27 protein-coding genes are annotated in these 23,311 nt (G+C 61.7%); 22 read left to right on the plus strand and 5 right to left on the minus strand.

Annotated features, from left to right (window positions below; genetic code table 11):
* Positions 1 to 46: 46 nt before the first annotated feature.
* From CKW40_RS32540 to CKW40_RS32550, 3 genes are all read right to left on the minus strand, one after another.
* Entirely contained in the window at positions 47 to 532 is a 486-nt protein-coding gene (locus tag CKW40_RS32540; RefSeq protein ID WP_095203837.1) for a hypothetical protein, read from the minus strand.
* A gap of 269 nt (positions 533 to 801) precedes the next feature.
* Positions 802 to 1,122: a hypothetical protein gene (locus CKW40_RS32545; protein WP_143748411.1), complete on the minus strand. Its 321-nt coding sequence runs from the start codon at positions 1,120 to 1,122 to the stop codon at positions 802 to 804.
* A 139-nt stretch (positions 1,123 to 1,261) separates the two neighbouring features.
* The gene (locus tag CKW40_RS32550) at positions 1,262 to 1,579 is read right to left on the minus strand and encodes a YMGG-like glycine zipper-containing protein (RefSeq protein ID WP_095203839.1); all 318 of its coding nucleotides are present in this window, start codon (positions 1,577 to 1,579) and stop codon (positions 1,262 to 1,264) included.
* Between the two features lie 270 nt (positions 1,580 to 1,849).
* Here CKW40_RS32550 and CKW40_RS32555 point away from each other — a divergent pair, with 270 nt between their 5' ends.
* The 14 genes from CKW40_RS32555 to CKW40_RS44365 all read left to right on the plus strand — a co-directional run bounded on the left by CKW40_RS32555 (position 1,850) and on the right by CKW40_RS44365 (position 17,280).
* Positions 1,850 to 2,422 (plus strand): hypothetical protein, encoded by a 573-nt coding sequence (locus CKW40_RS32555; RefSeq protein ID WP_095203840.1) that lies wholly within the window; start codon positions 1,850 to 1,852, stop codon positions 2,420 to 2,422.
* A 97-nt stretch (positions 2,423 to 2,519) separates the two neighbouring features.
* A complete protein-coding gene (locus tag CKW40_RS32560) occupies positions 2,520 to 3,431 on the plus strand; it encodes a hypothetical protein (protein ID WP_095203841.1) in 912 nt (303 codons plus the stop codon).
* A gap of 183 nt (positions 3,432 to 3,614) precedes the next feature.
* A complete protein-coding gene (locus CKW40_RS32565) occupies positions 3,615 to 4,604 on the plus strand; it encodes a Coat protein (RefSeq protein WP_095203842.1) in 990 nt (329 codons plus the stop codon).
* 247 nt (positions 4,605 to 4,851) lie between these two features.
* Positions 4,852 to 5,526, plus strand: a complete 675-nt coding sequence (locus CKW40_RS32570; RefSeq protein WP_095203843.1) for an outer membrane protein — start codon at positions 4,852 to 4,854, stop codon at positions 5,524 to 5,526.
* A 150-nt stretch (positions 5,527 to 5,676) separates the two neighbouring features.
* Entirely contained in the window at positions 5,677 to 6,225 is a 549-nt protein-coding gene (locus CKW40_RS32575; protein WP_143748412.1) for a hypothetical protein, read from the plus strand.
* Positions 6,226 to 6,354: 129 nt separating this feature from the next.
* Positions 6,355 to 6,954, plus strand: coding sequence for a phage connector family protein (locus CKW40_RS32580; RefSeq protein ID WP_095203845.1), 600 nt, complete (start codon positions 6,355 to 6,357; stop codon positions 6,952 to 6,954).
* Positions 6,954 to 9,422 carry a phage tail protein gene (locus CKW40_RS32585; protein WP_095203846.1) on the plus strand — a complete coding sequence of 823 codons (2,469 nt, stop codon included), beginning with the start codon at positions 6,954 to 6,956 and terminating at the stop codon, positions 9,420 to 9,422. The genes CKW40_RS32580 and CKW40_RS32585 overlap by 1 nt, the downstream gene beginning before the upstream one ends.
* A 251-nt stretch (positions 9,423 to 9,673) precedes the next feature.
* Positions 9,674 to 10,342 carry a hypothetical protein gene (locus tag CKW40_RS32590; RefSeq protein ID WP_095203847.1) on the plus strand — a complete coding sequence of 223 codons (669 nt, stop codon included), beginning with the start codon at positions 9,674 to 9,676 and terminating at the stop codon, positions 10,340 to 10,342.
* 3 nt (positions 10,343 to 10,345) lie between these two features.
* Positions 10,346 to 10,867, plus strand: coding sequence for a hypothetical protein (locus CKW40_RS32595; RefSeq protein WP_095203848.1), 522 nt, complete (start codon positions 10,346 to 10,348; stop codon positions 10,865 to 10,867).
* Between the two features lies 1 nt (position 10,868).
* Complete coding sequence (locus tag CKW40_RS44075) at positions 10,869 to 13,469, plus strand: HNH endonuclease signature motif containing protein (protein WP_179298202.1); 2,601 nt, start codon at positions 10,869 to 10,871, stop codon at positions 13,467 to 13,469.
* 3 nt (positions 13,470 to 13,472) lie between these two features.
* Entirely contained in the window at positions 13,473 to 13,943 is a 471-nt protein-coding gene (locus tag CKW40_RS32605) for a hypothetical protein (RefSeq protein WP_095203849.1), read from the plus strand.
* A gap of 117 nt (positions 13,944 to 14,060) precedes the next feature.
* Complete coding sequence (locus tag CKW40_RS32610) at positions 14,061 to 14,351, plus strand: hypothetical protein (protein WP_095203850.1); 291 nt, start codon at positions 14,061 to 14,063, stop codon at positions 14,349 to 14,351.
* 8 nt (positions 14,352 to 14,359) lie between these two features.
* Positions 14,360 to 14,674, plus strand: a complete 315-nt coding sequence (locus tag CKW40_RS32615) for a hypothetical protein (protein ID WP_095203851.1) — start codon at positions 14,360 to 14,362, stop codon at positions 14,672 to 14,674.
* A 425-nt stretch (positions 14,675 to 15,099) separates the two neighbouring features.
* Positions 15,100 to 17,280 carry a right-handed parallel beta-helix repeat-containing protein gene (locus CKW40_RS44365; RefSeq protein WP_143748413.1) on the plus strand — a complete coding sequence of 727 codons (2,181 nt, stop codon included), beginning with the start codon at positions 15,100 to 15,102 and terminating at the stop codon, positions 17,278 to 17,280.
* A 5-nt stretch (positions 17,281 to 17,285) separates the two neighbouring features.
* Here CKW40_RS44365 and CKW40_RS32630 read toward each other — a convergent pair whose 3' ends face one another.
* Positions 17,286 to 18,554, minus strand: a complete 1,269-nt coding sequence (locus CKW40_RS32630; RefSeq protein WP_095203854.1) for a glycosyltransferase — start codon at positions 18,552 to 18,554, stop codon at positions 17,286 to 17,288.
* A gap of 180 nt (positions 18,555 to 18,734) precedes the next feature.
* Between CKW40_RS32630 and CKW40_RS32635 the strand changes: the two genes are divergently transcribed.
* From CKW40_RS32635 to CKW40_RS32665, 7 genes are all read left to right on the plus strand, one after another.
* Positions 18,735 to 19,460 (plus strand): hypothetical protein, encoded by a 726-nt coding sequence (locus CKW40_RS32635; RefSeq protein WP_095203855.1) that lies wholly within the window; start codon positions 18,735 to 18,737, stop codon positions 19,458 to 19,460.
* A gap of 184 nt (positions 19,461 to 19,644) precedes the next feature.
* On the plus strand, positions 19,645 to 20,178 hold the full coding sequence (locus CKW40_RS32640) for a glycoside hydrolase family 108 protein (protein ID WP_095203856.1): 534 nt from the start codon (positions 19,645 to 19,647) through the stop codon (positions 20,176 to 20,178).
* An 8-nt stretch (positions 20,179 to 20,186) separates the two neighbouring features.
* Complete coding sequence (locus CKW40_RS32645; protein WP_095203857.1) at positions 20,187 to 20,390, plus strand: hypothetical protein; 204 nt, start codon at positions 20,187 to 20,189, stop codon at positions 20,388 to 20,390.
* Positions 20,391 to 20,392: 2 nt separating this feature from the next.
* Positions 20,393 to 20,593 carry a hypothetical protein gene (locus CKW40_RS32650; protein WP_095203858.1) on the plus strand — a complete coding sequence of 67 codons (201 nt, stop codon included), beginning with the start codon at positions 20,393 to 20,395 and terminating at the stop codon, positions 20,591 to 20,593.
* A complete protein-coding gene (locus CKW40_RS32655; RefSeq protein ID WP_095203859.1) occupies positions 20,590 to 20,829 on the plus strand; it encodes an ABC transporter permease in 240 nt (79 codons plus the stop codon). The genes CKW40_RS32650 and CKW40_RS32655 overlap by 4 nt, the downstream gene beginning before the upstream one ends.
* Positions 20,814 to 21,008, plus strand: coding sequence for a hypothetical protein (locus CKW40_RS32660; protein ID WP_095203860.1), 195 nt, complete (start codon positions 20,814 to 20,816; stop codon positions 21,006 to 21,008). The genes CKW40_RS32655 and CKW40_RS32660 overlap by 16 nt, the downstream gene beginning before the upstream one ends.
* 103 nt (positions 21,009 to 21,111) lie before the next feature.
* Positions 21,112 to 21,429, plus strand: a complete 318-nt coding sequence (locus tag CKW40_RS32665; protein ID WP_095203902.1) for a hypothetical protein — start codon at positions 21,112 to 21,114, stop codon at positions 21,427 to 21,429.
* Positions 21,430 to 21,502: 73 nt separating this feature from the next.
* Here CKW40_RS32665 and CKW40_RS32670 read toward each other — a convergent pair whose 3' ends face one another.
* Entirely contained in the window at positions 21,503 to 21,709 is a 207-nt protein-coding gene (locus CKW40_RS32670; protein WP_019859288.1) for a Y4oE-related protein, read from the minus strand.
* 967 nt (positions 21,710 to 22,676) lie between these two features.
* On the opposite strand from CKW40_RS32670, the gene CKW40_RS32675 reads away from it, so the two are divergent.
* Positions 22,677 to 23,147, plus strand: coding sequence for a GNAT family N-acetyltransferase (locus CKW40_RS32675; RefSeq protein WP_095203862.1), 471 nt, complete (start codon positions 22,677 to 22,679; stop codon positions 23,145 to 23,147).
* Positions 23,148 to 23,311: the final 164 nt, after the last annotated feature.

The following is a 23,311-nucleotide window of genomic DNA, read 5'->3' on the forward strand; positions in this document are numbered from 1 at the left end:
GGAGGTTGAGCCAACGGTTTTGGATCTCGAAGAAGAGGTCCGTGGGTCACCGATTCTTGCGAAACGACCGAGCGATGCGCTCGGTAATTGGCCCAAACATCGCCTGATCCTTCTTGTCGTATACGATACTAAAACAGGTGACGATACGATGCTTTTGACACATGCCGTAGAAAACGACTTTGCCATCCGCCGAGATGCTCGAAATCGCGGCGAGTGATGGCTTATCAAGTTGATATGTCACTTTATCACCATCGCCAACGGACATGTCTTTGAGGTACTCGAATAGACGCTTGCCGTAGGTATCAGTTCGGTACTGACGAAGCTCGACGTCCGGATACTCCTCCGGTTCGAATGTTTGGCCATAGTTTCCAGCGAATCCACCAAGCAGTCGACCGTCGCCCTCTGCAAGGAAAACGGGAATCTCGATTTTGCTTCCGCCGCTTATGGAAACGGTCCATTTGATCGGTTCCTTGGCAACGGCAAGCGGCGCCGACATGATCAAAAAGCCAAGTGCAAAGCCAACTGTTCTCATGACATCACCGTTTTGAGCGACACTTGCGAAACGACTTCAATGTCGCCCCGGCACCGATAGCAAGCATGCGCAATTCCGTCTGGGTGGCTATCTTCAAGTTCATCTCTGAATCTTTCGAGTTTGCACCCATAGCGTGTGTCGCCTGTTGGTTCAATCGCTATGGGATGCGGTGGACTTTGGTGAGCGCGTCCCGCATACCAGCGTGGCGGGTCATTCGGTCAATCGATACGGACCATGACCTTTGCGGACATGCCGTAGTTCGCGGAAGCCTAAACTTCGCTCAGATCCACCGTGATGCGCATCGGGCTGGTTTTGACGCCCGGCGGCCAACATCGCTGGACCGATCTCGAAAGTTGCCGGGCCGCTGTTGCTGCCGCTTCGGAACTTGGCTCGTAGGATACGACGGTGACCGACTTGACCTTGCCGGCCTTGTCCAGGGTCACTTCGAAAATGGCTTTGATGTGATTGTCGACGGCGGCAACCGGCAAGACCAGGCAACCGCCGATCTGGTCAATGTTGATGGCTTCTTTGGCCTGTGCGGAGACCGAACAGACAACCAGCAGTGAGGCTATCAGAAGCCGCATCGTCACCCCCTTTGGAGAAGAGACGATAGCGTCGAAATGCTTTGGGGGTAAGGGCAGAGTGCCAGCTTTTCAGGCCTCGGCGCGGCCCCTCATCCGCCCTTCGGGCACCTTCTCCCCGTGGAACGGGGAGAAGGGAGCTGAGGTCTCAATAATTGCCGTTGTAGTAGCGGTCGTCGCAAGGCGCGGTGTAGATGCGGCCGTAGCGGTCCTGGTAGCGGCACATCTCGTCGCCGCGGCGCTGCGGGGTGGTGGCCGAGCCGACGACGGCGCCGAGCAGCGCGCCGCTGGCCGCGCCGATGACCGTGCTCTTGGTGTTGCCGCCGATGGCCTGGCCGACGAGAGCGCCGCCGGCGCCGCCGATGAGCGCGCCGGTGGTGGCGCGCTGCTGGCCTTCGGTCTGCGACTGGCAGCCGGCAAGGGCGGCGGTCATCAGCACGGCGGCTATGGCTTTGTGAAAGGTCATGGAGGTCTCCCTTAAAAGTCTGAAATCCCTATCGATCGTCCCGTGCGGTCGCATTGCGGCGGAACGGGGGCACGGACGCTCACGATATAAGACATGGTTTCTCGGGCGTTGATGGACCGGGAGGCCAAAACACCTCTTTCGAACAAGGCGCTAGCTATCGTCCTTGTCAAAATGATTCAGCCTATGACGGCTCGGCAGAAGCCGAGCCTGGCCCCGTCCCGCGCGCTGCGCACACCCCCTTCTCGTCTCATCGAAAAATGGAGAAATGCCATGACCCGAGGTCTTCCCCGGACGCTTGTCCGTGCCGCCGCCCGCGAGGCCGGCCTTGCCCCGCCAAAACTCGGCCTGAAGGCCGTGACCACGGGGCAGGGCGGTGCTTTCCGCACCGTATTCAGCTTCGCCGGCATGCAGGTGCCGGTTGCCGATGCGCAGGCCTATGCCGCCCAAAAGATCTTCGATTTCGCCGACGGCAAGGTGCGCATCAAGGGCGGCACGGCGCGGCTGCAGTTCGCGGTGCTGACCACCCGTGCCTCGACCATCAACGACAATGCGGCGCTGACCTGGTCGCTCGGTTCTGCGGCGGCGTCGAGCGCGACGCTGGCCGGCACCATGGTCAATGTGCTGGCCTCGACCGCGCGCACTCTGGATGGCGCCGGTGCAGCGCTGTCCACGGCCTCGACCGCCGATATCGTGGCCGCGGCGACGCTGGATGGCACCACGACGCCGGTCGATCTCTATCTCAACCTGGCGTTTGCCACCGGCACGGATATCGATGCCGATGGGACGATTGCCGTGACGGGGACGGTGACGCTGCTGTGGGAGAACTGGGGCGATAATGCGTAGGCGCTGACAAACAGCCAATCTCGCCCACGAGGGGGGAGATCGGCAGCTTCGCCGCACGGCGCTACCACGTCTTCGAATCTCAAAAAGGAAACATCACATGACAGATCTGGCAGACGCCGGGTCCGTGGCGGCGCGTGCGCTGCCGGCGGGCAACCCAGTACGGCCACCGGCAGGCGCGGAGAACGGGTCCGCCGCGCCTCCGGCCAAAAGTTGGTTTGACGGTCTTTCCGAAGGCAACCGCAAGCTCGCTGAAACCAAGGGCTGGACCAAGCCTGAAAGCCTCGACAGGGTTTTCACATCCTATGCGGAGCTGGAGCGGCAGCAGGGTGAGAGCCTGCGCGTTCCCGGCGCGGATGCATCGCGGGAGGACTGGGAGCGTTTTCATGCCCGGCTGCCCGAGACCATGCGCCCGGTCACCTCGTCCGAGAAGGTCGAATACCGCAGACCGGAAGGCCTGCCGGAAAACTTCGCCTATTCGGACGAGCTCGCCAATGCGTCCAAGGCCTGGGCGGTCGAAGCGGGTGCTTCGCCAAGAACCGCGCAGGCCTATCACGACAAGTTCGTCGGCTACATGGCCGAGCAGGCCGCGCGCCAAGAGATCGCGCTCGCCCGCTCGGTGGAAGCCACCCATGACGACCTTGTGCGGGATTGGGGGCCGACCGACAGCGATGGCTTTCGCCAAAAGCTCGAGGTCGCCAACCGGGCGATGAAGAAGCTCGGTCTGGTCGACACCTACAAGGCGAAGGGCATCCTTCTGCCCGACGGGGCGCTGACCGATCCGCAGATCGCCAAGGCCTTCCACGCCATTGGCGAGGCGATGTTCAGGGAAGACACGATCGACGGCGGCGCCGGGCGCAGCGGAGGCAATCCGTTCAAGCGCAACGCCGCCGGCGAACGCAACCTGACGGCCATTTCAGCCCTCGTCAAAAGCGACCCTGCCCGTGCCCGGCGGTTGGCTCGCGAGGCCGGGGAGAACCCGGAGCTCTGGATGCCCAACAATCCTCTCTGAGAGGTCAGCCGTATCCGATCCCCCCCCTCATCCGGCCGCTACGCGGCCACCTTCTCCCCGGTGGGGAGAAGAGGCTGGCACCGCCGTCTCAGCTCCTCTCCCCGCCGGGGAGAGGTCAGCCGAGCGAAGCGGAGGCTGGGTGAGGGGGCGTCACCGCCAAACCCAACCTGAAGGAAGAGAAAAATGGCAGATGCCTACACCCGCATCGCGGACGCGATCGTTCCGTCCGTCTATGCGCAATATGCTTTCGAGGAACATGTGCAGTCGCTCGAAATCTACCAGGCCGGAATCCTGTTTTCCGACCCGGCGATCTCCTCGAAACTCTCGATGGGCGGCCGCTCCGTCGACATGCCCGGCTGGAAGGACCTCGGCAACGATCCGTCCGAGCCGGTCAATGACGACCCGGCCGATTCCATCGAGATGAAGAAGGTCGGCTCGCGTCGCGAGGTCGCCGCCCGCAACGTCCGCGCCCAGGCGTGGGGCGTTCCGGACCTGACCTCGATCCTGGCGGGCGACGATCCGCAGAAGCTCATCGTCAAGCGGCAGACCGAGTATTGGCAGCGCGCCAACAAGCTGACCTTGCTCGGCATCCTGAAAGGCGTCGTCGCCGACAACATCGCCAATGACGGCGGCGACCTGGTGCGCACCACCGGCGCCTCCATCGTCGACACCGACATCATCGAGGCCGCCTATCTGATGGGCGACCGCGCGGACAAGTTCAAGACGATCTGGATGCACTCCAAGCAGATGAAGGCGCTGAAGCTCGCCGACCTCATCGACTATGTGCCGTCCTCCGAGCAGGGCGGGCCGCTGATCCCCTATTACATGGGGCTGCGGGCGGTCGTCGACGACGACATTCCGGTGACGGCGGGCGTCTACACCGCCTTCATGTTCAAGGACAAGGCGATCCTGTGGAACGAACTGCCGGTCAACACCGAGGGCGGCCCGCTGGAGTTCGACCGCAAGCCGCGCCAGGGTCATGGCGGCGGCGTCACCGAAATGGTCGGCCGCCGGCATTTCGTGCCGCATGTACCCGGCACCCGCTTCCTCGACGCCTCCTCGGCCGGCGAGTTCGCCACCGATGCCGAGCTGGCGCTGGCTGTGAACTGGGACCGCACCGCGTCGAGCGTCAAGAACATGACCTTCATCGCGCTGAAGACCACCGAGGCCTGACCGGCCGAGGCGAGGGGCGGGGGCGCTCGCGCTCCCGCTCCTTCCCTTGAGCGGAAGAGTGCGACAAGCCGGAGGGCCATGCGCTCCTTGGAGTCGAACACGTTTATTAGAAATCGATAAAAGTCATTTTTCGACCAAATAGTTAAGCGTGCGCGGGTTCGACAGAATCCGACGCGCTGTGATCTCTTTGCTACAGCAGGGCGACGAAATCCCGGATAGGTTGCGAAGAACTTGTTTGGGGAATCCGATGAAATCTCTTTTGCTCGCTTCCGTCTTCAGCGTGGGGCTGTGCGCACCTGGTCTGGCTGCTGACTTGGCGGCGCCGGCAGCAACCCCGGACTGGACCTGGCAGGGCGCTTATGCTGGCGCGTTTGGCGCCGGAACGCTTGATCACTACCGCATCCAGGAGCCGCCACCGTTCGACGTATTTGGCACCTCCAAACACTCCGTGGGCTCGGCGACCCTTGGCGGCTTTGCTGGCTACAATTTTCAGTCGGGCAAAATCGTCTATGGCGTTGAAGGCGAACTTGGCTATCGCTTCAAGAAGTCGACCTTCACCGACGTTCCCGGAGCAGGGACGCTGGATGTCTCGACCGGCCTCTTCGGGTCGCTGAAGGGCCGGGTCGGCGTCGACATGGGGCAGTATCTGCCGTTTGTCACCGCCGGTGTCACCGCGGCGCAGCTGAAGACGTTCTGGCCGGGCGGCGGACCGTTCCCGCCGACGGATGCGGACGCGACCCTTGTCGGCGGCATCGTCGGTGCCGGTGTCGACGTGGCGCTTACCCACAACGTCTTCCTGCGCGGCGAGTACGACTTCTCGTTTTTCGGCAAGAAGACGCTGGACTATTGCGGCCCCGGGTGCCAGCTGGAGCACACCGTGCAAACGCATGATTTTAGGGTCGCCGTCGGCCTTAAGTTCTAGGCTTCAGCCAAGCTCAACAATTCAACGCGCCGGGGCATGTTCGGCGCGTTTTGATTCCAGCTTCGGCCAGGGACCAAATTCAAGCGCGTGCTGGCGGCGAACTGGGACCGCACCGCGTCGAGCGCAAAAGAACATGAGCGGGGCGAAGGCATGACGAGAAGCCGATCCGGCCGTCTGAGCGCCGTGACGCTGGCTATGCTCGCCGCCATCACCCCGGCCGCCGCCGCTTCGATTTCCGAGCCGCTGAAAGGTGTCAGCATCACCTACAATGACGGTCTGTGGTCGGCGGCTATCGAGGATCAGGACATCGATCTCAAATGCAAGTCCGACGCTTGCGGCGGCGAGAGCGGCGAATGCGAGGTGATGCTGACCATGAACAACGCGGCGCTGACGTCGCGGCAGTTCTTTGACGCGTATCAGAAGGAATTCACCGACAATCTGGTGGAAGAGTTCGACAAGCTCGGCGTCGACCCGGTCGTGGTCGATCCGCCGACCAACTTCATGGAAGGCGGCGTCATCGTCTCGATATCCTCGATCCGCTACGACGAATCCGGCACGCCGACGCGGGCCTGGGCGGCCGCGCAGGAAGCGCGGTTCGGCGCCGTCACGCTGACCTGCTATGGCAGCGAGGACAAATACCAGACCGCTGAGATGGCCTGGCTGGCGCTGCTCAAGGACATCACCATTCCGAAGCAGTGAGGATCCCGGCAGCTTCGGCGCCGGCGCACCACCGATCACGATATTCCCAAGCCGCTTCGCAAGCGGCTTTTTTCATGCCTGGAGACAATCATGACCCTTGCTCGACCCGTATGGACGAGGCGCTGAGCCATGGCCATCACCCCGCTCGATATCGCCAATATGGCGCTGGCCGTGCTCGACGAGGCGCCGATCGACAGTCTCGATCAGGACGTCAAGGCGGCGCGCCTGTTGAACCTGCATTTCGACCTGACATGCGAAGCCGAACTCACCAAATATGCCTGGGTGTTCGCGATCCTGCGCGCCGGTGTGGTGGGGTCGGACAGCGGCGGCAATGATTGCGGCTTGAACGTTGCCTATGAATTGCCGGCCGACTGCCTGCGGCCGCTGCCCTTGACCCACAATGGCGAGCCGGACGGCGTGCCGATCTCGTGGCGCCAGGAGGCGGGTCTGATCTATTCGGACCAGCCGGGTCCGCTGACCATCCGCTATGTCGCCAACCTCACCGATCCCAATGATTGGGACGCATTGTTCACCGAGGTGCTGGTGGCCGCGCTTGCCATCAAGGTCGCACATCCGCTGACCCACAAGTCGGGCATGATCGACATTGCCCGCTCGGCCTATGACCGGGCACTGGATGCCGCACTCAACGCCAATGCCATCCAGCGCGGTGGCCGGTTCTACACCGCGTCCTGGTCCAGCCAGCGCGGCGACAGCAGGATGGTGCGCTGATGACGACGCTTTATCCCGTCCAGGATGTTTTCACGCGTGGTGAAATCAGTCCGCGCTTGCATGCCCGCGCCTCGCTCGATTTCTATCGGGCGGCGCTTGCCCGATGCGAGAACTTCGTCACGCTGCCGCATGGCGGCATCCGCAAGCGCGGCGGCACCTATTTCGCCGGCGAGGTCAAGACATCGGCCAAGAAGACGCGGCTGATCCCGTTCATCTTCTCAGCCGACCAGGCCTACGCGCTCGAATTCGGCGACCTCTATATCCGCGCCTACGCCTATGGTGCGCGCGTCGGTACGGTGGAGGTTGCCTCGCCCTATCTGGAAGCGGACCTGTTCGAGCTCGCCTATGTGCAGTCGGCCGACCAGATGTGGATCAGCCACAAGGACTATCCGCCGAAGGTGCTGACGCGCACCGCACACACCACCTGGTCGCTGGCAGACTTCACCTTTCTCGATGGCCCCTATGACGAAATCAACACCACGCCGACGACGCTCACCCCGGCGAATACTGGCCACGCCACGCCGCAGATGACCTCCGCCACGACACCGAGCGGCACCGTTACTGACAACGGCACGGGCACAACAAGCTGGAAGGCGTTTGACCGGGCGATAACGGGCTCTGTCACTGTATCAACGGGGAGCAGCGGATTTCTGCAGTACCAGTTCCCGGCCGGTCAGGGGAAGGCGGTCAACGCTTACTGGATCTCCGCGTCGGAAGATGCCGCCAAATGGGGCGACACGCCGACGCAATGGAAACTGTCAGGTTCCAACAACGGCGTGGATTACGTCTCGCTGGACGGCAGGACGTCGGAGCGGGGATGGTCTGGCTCGGAGGTGCGCTTCTACGAATTTCAGAACCAGACGACCTATGAGTATTACAAATTCGATTTCTCCGGTGGTGGCGGCGACGACGCCAACAACACCGGAATCTCAGAAGTAGCGCTGACCGAAAACGGCGACCTGATGACGCCGTTCGACCTTACCGCATCAAGCATATCTGGCATCAACGGCGGTACTGGCTTTCAGACAACCGACGTCGGCCGATCAATCCGACTGCTCGGCGCCGACAATGTTTGGCGCTGGGCCAAGATCACGAGCCGCACCAGCACGACAGTGGTCAAGGTCAGGCTCTATGGCCACGCCTTGCCCGACCTCTCTCCAATCACACGCTGGCGGCTGGGTACGTTCGTGCCTGGGAAGTATGTCGAAAGCGGATCGCTGTACGAAGAGCGCCTGGCCTTCAGCCGCAAGTTCTCGGTCTACGCATCGAAAACCGGCGACTTCGACAATTTCGCGTTGGGCGAGAAGGACGATGATGCGCTGGAGTTCGTCCAGGCCGGCGGCGGCCAGGCCAACGACATCCAGTGGATCGCGGAATCGGACGGCGCCTTGATGATCGGCACCTCAGGCGGCGTGCGCGCGCTTTCGGGCTCGGGCATCGACGAGGCGCTGACGCCGTCTTCGTTCAAGAACCGGCGCTCGCGCACCTTCGGCTGTGCCCGCATCCGCCCGGTCGATGCCGGCCAGTCGTTTCTCTATGTCACGCGCTCGCGCAAATCCATCGCCGAGCTGACGCAGACGGCGCAGAGCCGTTTCACATCGGACGATGTCGGCCAGATTTCCGAGCATATTCCCAAACAAGGCGTGGTCGAGCTGGCCTTCCAGACCGACCCTGACCCGTTGCTGTGGTTCCCGCTCGATAATGGCGAGTTGGGCGGTTATACCCATCAACCATCCCAGGAAGTCAGAGGCATGCACCGGCACCGCTTGGGCGGCAGCTTCACCGGGGTAAACTGGGCAATTGTCGAAAGTGCCTGTGTTACGCCTGGCCAGGATGGCAATGATGATCTGTGGCTGGTCGTCAAGCGCACCATCGGCGGCGTGACCAGGCGCTATATCGAGATCAAGACCGCGCCGTTCGAATATGGCGCCATTGCCGACGCGTTCGAGGTCGATTGCGGGCTGACTTATATGGGCGCCGCGGTGGCCACGGTGGGCGGCGCGGCACACCTTGCAGGCCAGTCCGTCGACGTGCTGGCCGACGGCAAGGTCTACCATGGCCTCACAGTGAGCGGCGGCGGCACGGTGACGCTGCCGGGCGGCTCGACTGCCGCCAAATGGCAGCTTGGCCTGCCCTATGCGGCGGGCGCCGACACGCTGGAGCTCGATGTCGGCGGCAAGGACGGCTCCATCATCGGCCGCCGCAAGAAGGTGGCAAAAGCGATCCTGTCGCTGCTCGAGACCGACACTACGGGGCTCGAGGTGCAGTCCTTCATGCGCGGCCGCTGGGAGCCGGTGCGCATGCCCTCGATCGTCGCACCCGACGGGCGGGCGACGCTGTTCACCGGCAATGTCGAGGTGCCGATCGACGACAGCTGGGAAGGGCAGGGCCGGGTGCGCATCCGCCACGTCTACCCGACGCCCTGCACGATCAGGGCGTTCACGCCGGTGTTTGACGCCGAGCCTTAGGGCGACCCGCTGAAGCTGCCGATCTCCCCCCTCGAGGGGGAGATGTCCGGCAGGACAGAGGGGGTCGGCACGACCGGACGCTAACCTTCTGCGGCAGATGAAGGTTGGCGCCTCGCGTGAGGCGCTGCTTTTCAAGGTTAGAAAAGGTCGCATCCGGTCGAACCGACCCCCTCTGTCGCCTTCGGCGACATCTCCCCCTCGAGGGGGGAGATACCCCTTCGCCGGGCCTCTCCAAAAAAAGGACATCCCCAATGACATCCCCCCATGCCGAAACCCTCGGCAGGGCGCGGACGGCTGCCGAATTCGCGGCCGTCATCGCCTTGCTCGACACCGACCTCAACGACGCGCTCGCCCGCAAAGGCGAACTGGCGCAAGCCGAGGATCGCGCGATCTTCGGCGATGGCGATCTGGCCGCCGCGCGTGCCGCGCTCGATGACTGCAACGACCAGATCGCGCTCCTGGAAAAGACCATCGACGCCGCCGGCAAGCGCCGCGCGGAGGTAGCGCTGAGCGAGGCCCGCGCCGACATCGCCGCCCTCGGCGAGGAGATCAAGGCCAGGGCAGCGAGACTCGGCGAGCGCTGGCGCGGCGTGCACCGGCTGGTCGAGCAGTTGCGTCAGGAACTGTTCGAGGCCGATGCGCTTGCCCGCGGCATCGCCACCGCCAACGGCCTGTTCGACGCCGCCGGCGTCAGCGCGCTGAAGGTGAACCTGACCACCACGCGCCGCGCCGCCATGGCCGGCGCGCGGGCTGCCGCACCCGCCCGGCTCAGTCGGCCGGCGCTGCAGGCCGACAGGATGCTTTTGTCCTTCCTGACCCCCGGCGGCGCGCTCGACCCGCGACCGGCGCTCGGCGCGCCCGTCGACGGCGTCAAAAGCAAATTCATTCCCGCAACTCCCTCTCTGAACGAACGAGGCTGAGCCATGTGCACACTTGCCCTTCTTGGACTGGCGGGAACCGCCCTGTCGGTTGGCGGCGCGGTGGTCGAAGGCCAGCAGTCAAAGCAGATGGCCGACTATCAGGCCAAGGCCTATGAGCAGCAGGCGCAGGCCGAGGCGCAAAGTGCCGCCTTCGAGCAGAGCCAGGAACGCCACAAGCAGGACCTGCTGCAGGCCCAGGCGCGCGCCCAGGCCGGCGCTTCGGGCGTCGGCATATCCGGCTCGCCGACCGAGGTGCTGGCGGCCAACGCCAGGCAAGGCCAGGTCGACCTCAACGCGATCCTGTACAACTCGCAGCTGCGCCAGAACAACCTCAACAGCCAGGCCGCCATTTCGCGCTTCTCCGGCAAGCAGGCGGTGACGGCGTCGATCTTCAACGCCGGCAGCGCGCTCGTTGGCGGCCTCTCCAAAATCTACGACCCGACCAAGGCTGTGAGCCTCGGCGGTTCGGCATTTTCGCCCCGGGCAAGCGCCGCCATAGCTGGCGGCTATTCGGGACTCTACTGAAATGGTCCACGTCATCCCCCTTTCCATCGCCCAGCGCCGGCTCGATACCGGCAACGCACCGCAATATCCCCAGCGATCGCCGATCGGCGGCGCCATGCAGGGTTTTGGCGATCACCTTTCCGTTGCCGCCGAGCGCTACCAGCAGATGAAGGACCAGCAGGAGGCGTTCGATGCCGAGATCGCGCGGCGCCGGTTCGACGCCCAGATCGCGCAGGCGGAAGACGAGGTGACGGCGAATGCGCCGGCCGATGGTGCCGGCCTGCATGAGGCCATGTATGGCCAGGTCGATCCGTACAGCGGCCGGGTGGCGAAGACCGGGCTGTTCGACAAGCTGTTCGCCGCCGCCTTGCCAAACATGCCCGAGAGCCAGCGCGCCGCTTTCGCCAGCCAGAAGGAGGCGATGCGTGCGGGTGGCGCACGGCGCATGGCACAGCGGCAGCTTCAGCGACGCGATGACTATGAGTCGGCCGAGTGGACCAAGGTCGACACCATGTCGACGAACGCCATCGCACAAAGCGACCCGAACGACACCGCGAACTTCGAGGCGATCCGCCAGAGCGGGTCCGACCTGATCGCCAAGATCGGCAACCCGCTCGTCAGGCAGGCGGCGGAAGCCGCCTGGCGCACCAACACGACCAAGGCGCTGGTCCAGGCGATGATCGCCCAGGACCCGAAGCGAGCTGCAGAGATGCTGGGTTCGGTGCAGGGACGGACGAAGGACGATGCCGTCGTTGGTGGCTCCAGTGCCTCGGACAGTGCAAATGCGGCCGCGAAAGGCGATCGCGTTGGAACGCGCACGCCAGATGAAGCCGTGTCGCAGGCGTTCGGCGGAGGCGCCTCGACGACGCCGGATGACAAGACAGCCATCCCACTCGACGCCATCACCTATCTGAAGCCAGGCGATGTTGCGGCGCTGAAGGACCAGGCCAACAGCGCCACCGCAGCCCAACTGATCGGTGCGCATGCGAGGGTCCTGCTTGCGGAGCAGAACGCACCGGCCGTCATCGCCGCCACGGGCAAATATCCGGAGGAGGAGGAGGAGCCGACAGCTCAGGATTTCGTCAATATCTACGGTGCGGAGGAGGGCTCGAAGCATTTCGATCAGTTCAGGACAACGGCCAGCGTCGCCAAGTCTTTCTTCGACATGTATCGGGTGCCGAACCAGGCGATACATGCCGAGCTTCGGGATTTCGAACCCGGCCCCGACGGCTCGCCGGAAGAGCGCGAACGGTACGAAGTAAGAGCCGGCGCCGCCCAGCTGATCCTAGGCGCCCGCGACGCCGATCCTGTCGCCTACATCGGCCAAATATTCCCCGACAAGGCTCCGGACTGGAGCAAGGTCTCAACGCCTCAGGATTTTCAAACTGCCGTTACGTGGGCCTGGGCTGCTCAACAGCAGATGGGCTTCGGCAAGGTCTTGGCGGTTCCGCAGGCGCTCTCGGACAGCTTCGGCGCGAGATACGTCGATGAGAGCGTGCCGCTGCAGCAGCGCATCATTGAACTGAGTGAGTTTCTCAAGGCCGTGCGCGATCCGGAGGCGCGCTTCACATTCGCCGGACAGGTTTTCCAGTCCGCCTTGGCTCGCCTGCGCCAAAACGCGGCAAACAATCCGAAGATCACGCCGGCAGAGCTGGAAGCTCAGGGAAAGGCCCTCGAGGCCGGTTTGATCGAGATGGCCCTGCACCCCGCCCGTGTGCGGTTCAACGCCGGCTCATGGTGGCAAAAGCCGGTTGCGGCTGTGAACGACAGCGTCAGGCTCGTGGCCAACGGCGCGACATTCGACCAAGCCGATAAGTTTGCCGCGGGGATGAATTGGCTCTTCTCCGACAAGAGCTACAACGAACTGCTCGCAGCCCAACAAGCCGAAAGCGAGGACGCGGAGGATCGTGCCGGGTCGGCTGGCACGGCCGCGAAACTGCTGGGCGCCTTCGCAACCGGCCATGGCCTGCAAAGCGCGGGCCTTACCTTCATGGGAAAGTTCGGGGCCGAGGCCCTGGAGGGCCTGCCAGGCCTGTTCGCAAGAAGCGCTGGCATGGCTGCCGATGGCGCGGTGTTCGGTGGTGTCGACGCGGCACTCAACGGCCGGGACATCGTGCGTGAGATGGGCGCCGGCGCGCTTTTGGGGGCAGGCGGCAATGTTCTAGCCGAGGGGCTCAGTGCGATTGGTGGGCGGATAGCGGCGAGGTTGGCAAACAGATACGCCGACCCCACTTCGACCGACGGCGTCGTCTCGTCCCAGACGCCCAGAGTGAGCGTTGAAGACGCTGGCGCTTCGAATCAGAAAGCTGCGGACCCGGCTGTTGATTTGGACAGCGAGAATATCGAGACGGGGGCTTTCAGTCTGATTCATCCGGGGCGTTATAAGACCAATAAAACTCTGCGAAGGGAGTGGGAATTGAAATACGGTCGACCGTGGCCGAAGGACGCTGATACTGGTCGAAATATGGATGTGTCTCATGAAATTCCATTGGCTGACGGTGGACCGGATCATATATCGAACATTCAGCCTCGTAGTAGGGTTGATCATATAAAGCGCCACATGGACGCGGGGGACTACGAACGCTGGTCTAGACAGTGGCGCCAAACGCAAGGTGGGAGTTAAGCCATGGTGAACAAGGCAAAACCAGATCTCACGGCCGTGCTCCGGCTACCGCCATCCAATGTCAGTACGGGTGAAATTGATCTCGATTCCGCTAGGATTGAGGCTCGAAAATATCTAGAGTTCTACAATTGGGTGTCGTCCGTCAAAGGCGAATATTTTGGATATGGCGCTGAGGGTATAATTTACATCTTCTTGTTCGAAATCGAACCTGGAAGGCCAGACGTCGACCCATGGATATGGGTAATCGTTGGCGACATACCGCCGACATATATCCCCGCCGAGGATGCCAAGACGCCTTATGAAGCTTTGAACGGTTACCTCGGCGCCCTTGAAGACTGGGTTGAGGCCGCGCGTCACGGGAAATCGGTCGCTAGATTAATACCGGTCAATGTCGATGCGAATCCCGCGAATGCCGAGATGTTGGATGGGCGGCTCAAATTCCTCGGCGAAAAGATTCTGCCGGAATTACGGTGACTGAGCATTTTAATCGATCGCCCCATATCGCTGGAGTGAACCACCGGACGGAGATATGGGGGAATAGTGCACTGTCACCGTAATTTTGCATCCGAATGGCAAAGGAGGGTTTTCTCGATGGGGAAAGTAGGCAGGCTGATAGAGATAGTCGAAAGGCTGTCGGAGTTTGACGAGTACGACACGATTTATGCGTCGGAGCCTTGGACCGAGGATTCGGATGCGATGGTTGCTACCGGGCTAGACACGGGAAGATCGCCACCGGAGGCCGTCGAAGCGGGTTTGGAATATTTTCTTGAGATACATATCTCTAGAGAAGTCATCGAGGGTTGGCTTGCCTCGATAGAAGAAAAACCTAGCCTATCGGCAGTTTGTCAAAGGCTTATCCAATACGCCGTCAATGACGCATAGGAGATAGAATGGAAAATAATCCGCGCTATGACGGAAAGCCGTTGCTTAAACTCTTGGAATTCTATGTTCTATGGGTAATTGGGGAGTTGCCGGAAGAAGTGGATAAATCCTTGAAGGCGATAGCTCCCAAACTGCACGCTCTCTACGGTGGCGATGGACACTGGCAAGGTGCAATTGCCGCATCGGTTCATTTTTCCGAGGAAATACCGGCCGAAATCCGGGGGCTATGGGCAAGAAACCTCGAAATCGCTCGGGACAACAACGTAACGCTTTCGCTTCAGAAATTTTCCGAGATGTTCGTCGATGAAAATTTCGATAATTGAATGCTCTTTTCTGGCCGATTTGGTGCGAGGCGTCAACGAATTACGGTGACGGTGAATTACGGTGACAGTGCTGGACTGCACCCCATGGGTCATCCTCCAGGATAACCTGTCACAGAAATTGCCGTGTCTCACCCATGGGGTGCAGTCCAGTCCATTTTAATCAATCGTCCCCAATATCGCTGGAGTGAACCACCGGGCGGAGATATGGGGGAATAGTGCACTGTCACCGTAAGCATCACCTGGTGACTCAGGCGAGACGCCAGTCGAGGCACGAGCGCTTTCAGGACGAGAAAACCGGAAATAAACGATAGCGGCTGGCCAAGTTGGCTGGCGCGCCCGTTCCGTCCACCCATTGCCAGCCCGCCAACTGATCCGAAAATCCTCAAGCCTCGCTTTCGCGGGGCTTTTTTCATGGAGCAAGCCTTATGGCCCGACCTGCAACTGCCGCCGTTCGCCTGTTGACCGGTGAGCGAGAACCCGTGCGCCTGGCGACCACGGCCAATATCACTCTATCTGGCCTCCAGACGATTGACGGCGTGCTGACGGAAGTCGGTGACCGCGTGCTGGTCAAGAACCAGACGAACGCCACCCAAAACGGCATTTACACCGCAAGCACAGGGGCTTGGTTCCGTGCCGCCGACGCGCGGACCTCGCGCACGATGCAGAAGGGCACCACGGTCCACACCCAGGCCGGATCGACCAATGCCGCCAAGGTTTTTTCATTCCAGACCGATGAGCCGGTGATCGGCACCGACAACATCACGCTGTCGCTCTATTTGTCCGACAACGCGTTGGGCGATGCGCAGGCGGCGGCGACGGCCGCGGCCGGCAGTGCTTCCGCCGCCGCCGGATCGGCCACTGCCGCATCGACCAGTGCGACCAACGCCGCGACCTCCGCAACGAATGCCGGCAACTCGGCCACCGCCGCGTCGGGCTCGGCCTCCGCAGCCGCCACCAGCGCGACGAACGCCGGCAATGCGGCCACGGCGGCGGCTGGCTCGGCATCGAGCGCGGCGACATCGGCGACCAATGCGGGGAATTCAGCGACCGCCGCCGCCGGCTCGGCTTCGGCCGCGGCCGGGTCGGCGGCTACGATCAACCTTCCGGCGCCGGTCGCCAACACCTTCCTTAAGCGGAATGCCGGCAATACGGCCTATGTGCCCACAGCCGCAATCGATGGTGCCGACGTGTCTTACACACAAGGTGGGACAAGTTCGTTGGCGCGTACAATGCAGGATCGCGCCCGGGAGAGGGTATCTGTTCTCGATTTCACAGGCGTTGATCCTACGGGCGTTTCAGACAGCCGTGCCGGCATCGTCGCGGCTGACACCGCTGCAGCAGCTTTGGGCAAAGCTCTCTATTTCCCAAAGGGCAATTATCTGGTCTCTGCCGCGATCACACCGTCGTCGTTTGCTTGCTGGCTCGGAGAAAGCAAAGCCAAGGTCACACTCACCACGACCTCGGCAACTGCCGATCTTCTGACTGTTTCGAACGGCTCGTTCACTCTGGATCGGATTTCCTTCGGGACTAACATCACCCGAACGGCGGGCAGCTATATCAATATTTCGGCCAACGTCGTTTCGATTACAAACTTCAATATGACCGGAACATTTCAGGGGATCTTTCTCTCGGCGGCTGTTTCAACAATTTTCGTGGCCAACGGTAACATCAGCACAGCTAACGTCTCTAGCATCGGTATCCGGCTCCATGGCGGTGTTGCAGTTGAGATCGCTAATATGATCGTGGTGTGGAACGGTGTGGCCCATCCATTTGCCTGTCTCTATATCGACAACGGAGGGGACTACAGCTTCACCAATTGTCAGTTCCTCGCTGGGACCAATGGCGCGCAAATCACGCCGGCGGCCGGCCAATCCGTGGCCTATTGCCGCTTCACCAATTGCTGGTTCGATACCTCTTTGGGCGCGGGTCTTTCCATTACCCCCACGAGCACGGGCACGATTACGAGTTGCGATTTCGTACAATGCTGGTTCAGCACTTCAGGAACTCACGGAGTGCAGATGGCGCCTGGCGCAAGCGCCTCGGTGACAAATGTCAATTTTGCAAACTGCTTTATGCTTAACAATGGTTCGAGCGGGGTTACACTCACTGGTGCAGTGATCTCTGATTGTAGCTTCGTCAACAACACCATCAACGGCCCGGGTGCTGCTGCCGGGTTTTCATTGAATTCTGGTGTGGTTCGCGCACGCCTTCAAGGCAATCGCCTTGGTGGTCTGTTGTATGGCATTTTCTCGGATGGCACGCCGACAGACGCGATGATTTACGACAACTCGTTTGTGGGCTGTACGAACAAGATAGCTGGAGCTTGGCTAGGCAGCACGCGCATCGAACGAAATGCGGGCTACAACCCGGTTGGCGCGGCAGGCATCACACCAGGAGCTTCCCCCTACACCTATACGGCTGGCGCGTCACCGGAGACAGTTTACACTTCCGCGACCACATCAATCACAGCGGCCACCCAAGGTGGCGTATCGATACTGCCGGCCGCGCTGGGCGCCAATGTCCCCCTTTGTATTCAGCTTGAACCAAACGAGGCGGTCGCGATCACCTATACCGGCACGTTGACCGCCAGGAAGATGGTACATTAGCGTCTCTACGTTGCCACTTCGCGTAGCCAACGCGCGCTTTCGGCCTGTAAGCTAGCGTCCTTATCGAGATCAATCGGCCTGATGTCTGCTAGGGGCATTGACTTGGGGATCGGATCGCGCCGGGCTAGGTCGCGATCAATAGCAGAATGCACTATCTCGATGTGCGTGGCCCATTCCCGTACCTGTCGGGCGGTGTCGCGCCATGTTGGTAGTGAGATGCTTGCCGCTTCAGTCCAAAGTCTGCGGGCTTCGTCATTGTCCAGCATTTTTCTTGCCGCCGCTGCGATCCGATCGGGGCGTTTGGGCTCGATGCGAATTTGACCCAACGGTTGCAACCGTCTCGTGCTTGGCATGACGTCGCTCACGATTACGGGGATGCCGGCGTAAAGGCTTTCAACTGGCGGGATGCCATAACCTTCAAGAGTGCTGGCCAAAATGGTAGCGCGAGCGGTGGAAAGGATCTGTGCCAACTGTTCGTCTGAGGCGGCCGGATAGTGCGAGAACTGAGGATACCTCTCTTTAGCCGCCTCGATCGCTGGTCCGAGGGATGCGTTACCGTGATCCACCAACTTGCCTACAAACACTAAGTCGACTTCGACGCCTTCGTCCCAGAGACCTTCGAAGGCCATCAGGACATCGCTTTGGCGCTTTCGCGCTTCGATCGATCCGAGGCATACGAAGGTTTTTCGGCTCGGGTGGAAGGTTTGTTTCTCAACGGAAAGGCCGTCGGCGCCAAGATGAAGGATTGGCAGTGGCCAGGGCCTTCGTAGCCGACCGGCAATCTCGTAGGCTTCCTTGGTCTCCTGGCTGATGTGAGCGGTGTAGGCCATCGAAAAGACCAGGTTGAAATACGGCTCGAATGGCGTCCTGTCAGTGATACCAAAGTCCCTGGGATGCATCCATGGGAAAAGGTCATAGACAATAGCGAAGGAGCGCGACGGGTGGCGCTCAATGCGCTTTTTATAGAACGCGCAACGTGCATGATCCCAGAACAACTCAGGGATCAGGACATAGGCTTCGTCGCCGATGAGAGTGCCTGGGGCCGCTGCTATCGATCTTGCCGCACGGTCTGCTTTTTCGGCAGTCGTTGCATTTGAATTGTCTAGGACAGCCGCCAAGGCTTCGGGTGTCAGGACCCGCAAATTGTTCGCCGCTTTGTCAAAATAGCATGCCGTCAACCCGTCCGTCCAATGGCGGAAAATGGCGCGAATAGTGCGCTGGATGCCGGTTCCGATAGGGTTTGAAACAAATTCGCTGATGTCGGCGTAGATCATGGTCCACGTTAAGCACGGCCGGCGCCACTCCGCAATTCAGATAAAGGCTTGGACCACTTCCGATAGCCGGTAGACACCTGTCACCTCGCAGGTTAGACCGAATCTATATGCGTTCGAGGGCTCATGGTGGGAATGAGGTATGTCGCTGGCGTAAGCTGGCCACGGAGCGGCCATCATCTGATGGAGCGGCTTGTCCAAAATTATTTTGGTGAGAGCTTCAGGTATTGCTTCTTCTACCGAGACGATCCGGCCTGCTGCCACACCTTCCCGTGCACTCAGTCTGGTGTCAATTTCACAAAATACCATGACTTCGAACTGTCTGGACGTATTGTCGAGGGCGTTCCTTATTTGGTCCAATACCGCGCGCTTACGCCCGCCACAATCTCTGACTTCGAGCTCTATCTGCGAGACGACGGCGATGTAGGCGAGGACACCGTCGAAAGTTTCCGAGCCTTTGCTCGCTACAAAGCCGACGGCTGGGCAGCGTTCATGGCGAAGTGGGTGGACGCACAGTTCCCGACCGAGCGCCTTCTCGTGCGGTACGAGGATCTGGTCTCAGACGCTCACGGCGTCCTGCGTTCGACCATCCCGTTTTTTGCACCAGGCGAGGTGCTGGATGAAGAGCGTCTGGGCCATGTCATTGAAACCGAGCACCATGTGGACGTCAGCAAGCAAGACGGTGTAAAATGGCGCCTTAACGCTGGCGTTAAGGCGTTTCGGAAACCTGAGAGTTTCCGCTTCTATGACGCCAGCTTTTTCAGCGAGTTGGAGGCTTATGCCGACGAAAAGCGTTGGCAAATAGCAGCCGCTGAGGTGGCTGATGCGGCGCACAATTGGCGGCGTCCGTCTTCGGCAATTCAATTTTTGCGATCTTCGGCCTCGAGGTTGAGGCGCCTGATTTCGTAAGATTGCGACTCCACCCGCGACTAGCCCATCCTGACGCCAGCTCGCGTTCCCTAGGCTCATTCGCCAGAATCCGGGGCCTGACCTAGAGTCACCGGTCCCTACACAATCGCGGCATCAGCATCGCCCTGACTTCTCGGCGCTCCTTGGCCCCGACCACAACCAACCCCATCCGAAAGGAACTCCCATGGACCGCAACTTTGCGCGGGCGCTTGCGCTCGTCCTGAAATCCGAGGGCGGGTGGTCGGACAATCCGGCCGATCCCGGCGGCGCCACGATGAAGGGTGTGACGCTGGCGAATTTTCGCCGCTATGTGAAGGCCGATGCCAGCGAGGCCGATCTGAAGACGATCGGCGATGACCAGGTCGCGACCGTCTACCGGCGGTTTTATTGGGATGCCGTGCTCGGCGCCGAACTGCCGGATGGCGTCGACTATGCCGTGTTCGATTTCGCGGTGAACAGCGGACCGGGCAGGGCGGCCAAATATCTTCAGGCAAGCGTCGGCGTCCCGCAGGACGGGCGCATCGGTCCGGCTACACTCGCGGCGGCCAAGGCAAAACCGGCCGGCGTCGTCATCGACGAGCTTTGCGATGCACGGCTGGCGTTTCTCCGGCGATTGCCGACCTGGGCAACATTCGGGCGCGGCTGGTCCGACCGCGTCAGGTCGGTGCGGGCTCAGGCCCTGATGATGTCGGCCCCGGCGACAGTGTCAGGCCGGTAAAGCCTGCGATGCCCGAGCCGGTTCCGCGACCGGTCCAGCTGCCGCCCGAAGCTGAAACGCCCGCCGGCAATGCGCCCGTGCCGGCGTCGCCCGCACCGGGCGGCCCCGGGATTCCGGCTGCCGCCAAGACGGGCGCTGTCATCGCCGCTTGCCTGCTCCTCGTCTACGCCGCCTGGCACCACATTGCCGTCGCCCTGCAAGGGATCTTCTGACCATGGCCACCATCACCCAACCGACTATCCGCCCGACCAACAAGCTGACGGCCGCGACCATCGCCGCCGCGGTCGTGTCGGTCTCCGGCGTCTTCGTGCGCAACATCTGGCCGTCCTGGTACGACGCCGAGACATGGGCGACGCTTTTGCCGATCGCCGTCTTCGCCATCGGCTATCTGGTCAAGGATGAGCCAAACCGATGAGCGCGCTTCTCACATTCCTGCTCGGCAATCCGACCCTTCTCGGCATTGGTGCGGCCGTCCTCGCGGCACTCGGCTGGGGTGTTCGCCAGCGGCTTGCCGGCGAACGCAGCGAGCGTGCCCGGCAGGCCGCCGCCGAGGCCACGGCGCACGACATCGCCGACCAGGTCCAGAACGATATCGGCGCGCTGCCGGCCGCCACCGCGCGAAAGGAGCTCAAATCATGGGCAAGGGATTGATGCTTGTGTCCGTCCTGGCCGCGATGGTCGGCTGCACGACCGCCAAGGGCGGGTTCTGCGCGGTGTCCAGCCCGCTGCGCCTGTCGGCTGCCGCGGTCGACGCGCTGTCGGACGCCGAGGTCAAGGCGCTGCTGGCGCACAACCGCAAGGGCGAAAAACTGTGCGGGTGGAAGCCATGACCGTCGTCGCACTTCCGCTGGACTCGGCCATGCTGCTTGGCGGGCTGGTCATTTTCGGTGCCGGATCGGTCTTCGGCTTCCTCATGGCGAGGGCGATGAAATGATGCACGATGTCTTCGACCTGCTCGGCATCAAGGGACCGGTCGTCGTCGCCGGTCTGGCCGGCGGTGTCCTGCGCGCCTTGTCGCGGCACCGCTACAAGCTGCGCGAAATGGTGGCGTCGCCGATCTGCGGCGCGCTCGCCGCCGCCTATCTGACGCTGCCCGTGGTCCAGTATTCCCGCGCCACCGGCCTGCCGCTGGCCAATGACGACACGACGACGCTGGCGGCGGCGTTTCTCATCGGCGTCTGCGCGATGTGGATTTCGGATATTTTGTTCGAGGTGATCGTGCGGAAATTCAGGCCAGCGACGGAAGACTGAAAGGCCGCAGAAGCGGGCGCGGCGCGAACGCGCCGATGGCCGTGGCGGCCCTTAGGCCCCGATATAGTGCCTCTCAATGGAATCTGGTTTTGAAGACGCGAAAGACTTCGCACCAGAGGCGGAAATCGGCCAGTCGCCCGGCGAAGTGTGCCTCCATGGCACAGTAGGCCGCTGCGGTCTGCGCTTCCGGTCCATAGAGTTCGATTGCGGCAATCACTGCATCGTTAGGATCGGCAAAATCTGAAAGCCTCAGCGCCGCGCCATTGTCAGTCCGGAGCATCGAGCAACACCTTCTGTTCAGCGCCTTCATGCCGCATATGAGGCGCAAATTACGCCACCTGCGGCCCAGCGGCTTGGTTGCTAGAGGGGACTGGCAGCGGAAGGCCACCGGGCCTGACCGGCAGGGCCTTGAGGATGGCAGCGCCGACTGGCGAAGATGTATCACCCCTGCTCATCTCAGCGAAACATGCGAACGAAGGAAGGGCAAGGCGCGCTGGCTCCGGCCGGCGGGCTTTTCGTATTGGGGCACTTTCGCCCTCAGTCTGCCTTGTCGCGTCTTCGGAAGCCCCCCGCGCCTTTGTTGGGGCGGAATGGAGCGCCAATCGAATGATGCGCTGGCCTCCCGTATCGTTGCAAAATAGATGGCCGGCATCATTGGGGAACCGAACTGATATCGCTCTCCAGGCAACCATGTTTAGCCAAATCGCTCGTGGATCGCACGTCGCCGGCATTCGGAACTGAAACAGGCTTCGCAACTTCTATCTGAGCGAAGCTTAATGAGGCAGGCCTAATGTTCAGTGACAAGGAAACCCGATTTTTAGAAGCTGGGCTGTTCATGGCGGTGCCGCTCTCAATCCTGATCGCGGTCTTGGTGGTTAGCGTTACGTTTGACTGGTTTGGATGACAGATTGCACGCGGCGAGGAGCAACCGACGTTCGATCGGAGGTGAAGGCACTCTCAATTGCCCTTCGGACGCTCGCCGCCTTCCTGATCGGCGTGTTCTGCAAGTGGACTTCGGATATTCTGTTCGAAGTGATCGTGCGGAAGTTCAGGCCAGCTCCTGAGGAATAGCTCCGGGCCTTGCCCTGCGTCCGAGAATTCGCGCCCTGACGGCTCGATCGACCCAAAGCCCGCCTCGGCTCACGCCGGGCGGGCTTTTTGCGTTTGTGGCTTCAGACCGGCCACTGCTATATCCCGGTGGAGGGTTGCCGAACTCACGGCGGCGTTGATCCAGCCCGGGGTTACGGATGCAGATTGAACGATATGACGGGGACCGCGAAATATTGCTGCCGCTGTTTACCCTTGCCGACGATTCTCCCGCGCAGGTTTCCAGCTATATCGACAAGGGCGAGGTGCTGGTCGCGCGCGATGGCAACAGGATCGTTGGCCATGTGCAACTCATCGAGACAGGCGAGGGCGGGGTCTTCGAACTCAAGAGCCTGGCGGTCCGCCCGGCAAGGCAGAGCGAGGGGTTGGGGCGTGCCCTTGTTGCGGCGGCAATCACCCGCTGCCGCGAGCGCTACGGCCGGCGTCTGATCGTTTCGACCGCGGCGGCCGATATCGGCAACCTGCGATTTTACCAGAGACAGGGCTTTCGGATGTTTCGCATCGTGCAGGATGCGTTCGGGCCATCGACCGGTTATCCCGAAGGCTCGGTCGTGAATGGCATTCCGCTGCGCGACCAAGTGGTCTTCGAACGCGACCTCGGCGCGGATTGAGGGTGTGAATCGTCCGCCCGCGCTCCAGCTTCGGGACAGTCGCCGACCATCCACCAGCCCGCTCGGTTCGCCGGGCGGGCTATTTTGCGTTTCTGAACCTAAAGCGCATCGCGTTTTGAACGGATTCGGGCGACGCGCTTTTCTCCCAAGCCGGGGCCACCTTT

It is taken from the genome of Mesorhizobium carmichaelinearum (assembly GCF_900199455.1).
GTDB lineage: Bacteria > Pseudomonadota > Alphaproteobacteria > Rhizobiales > Rhizobiaceae > Mesorhizobium > Mesorhizobium carmichaelinearum.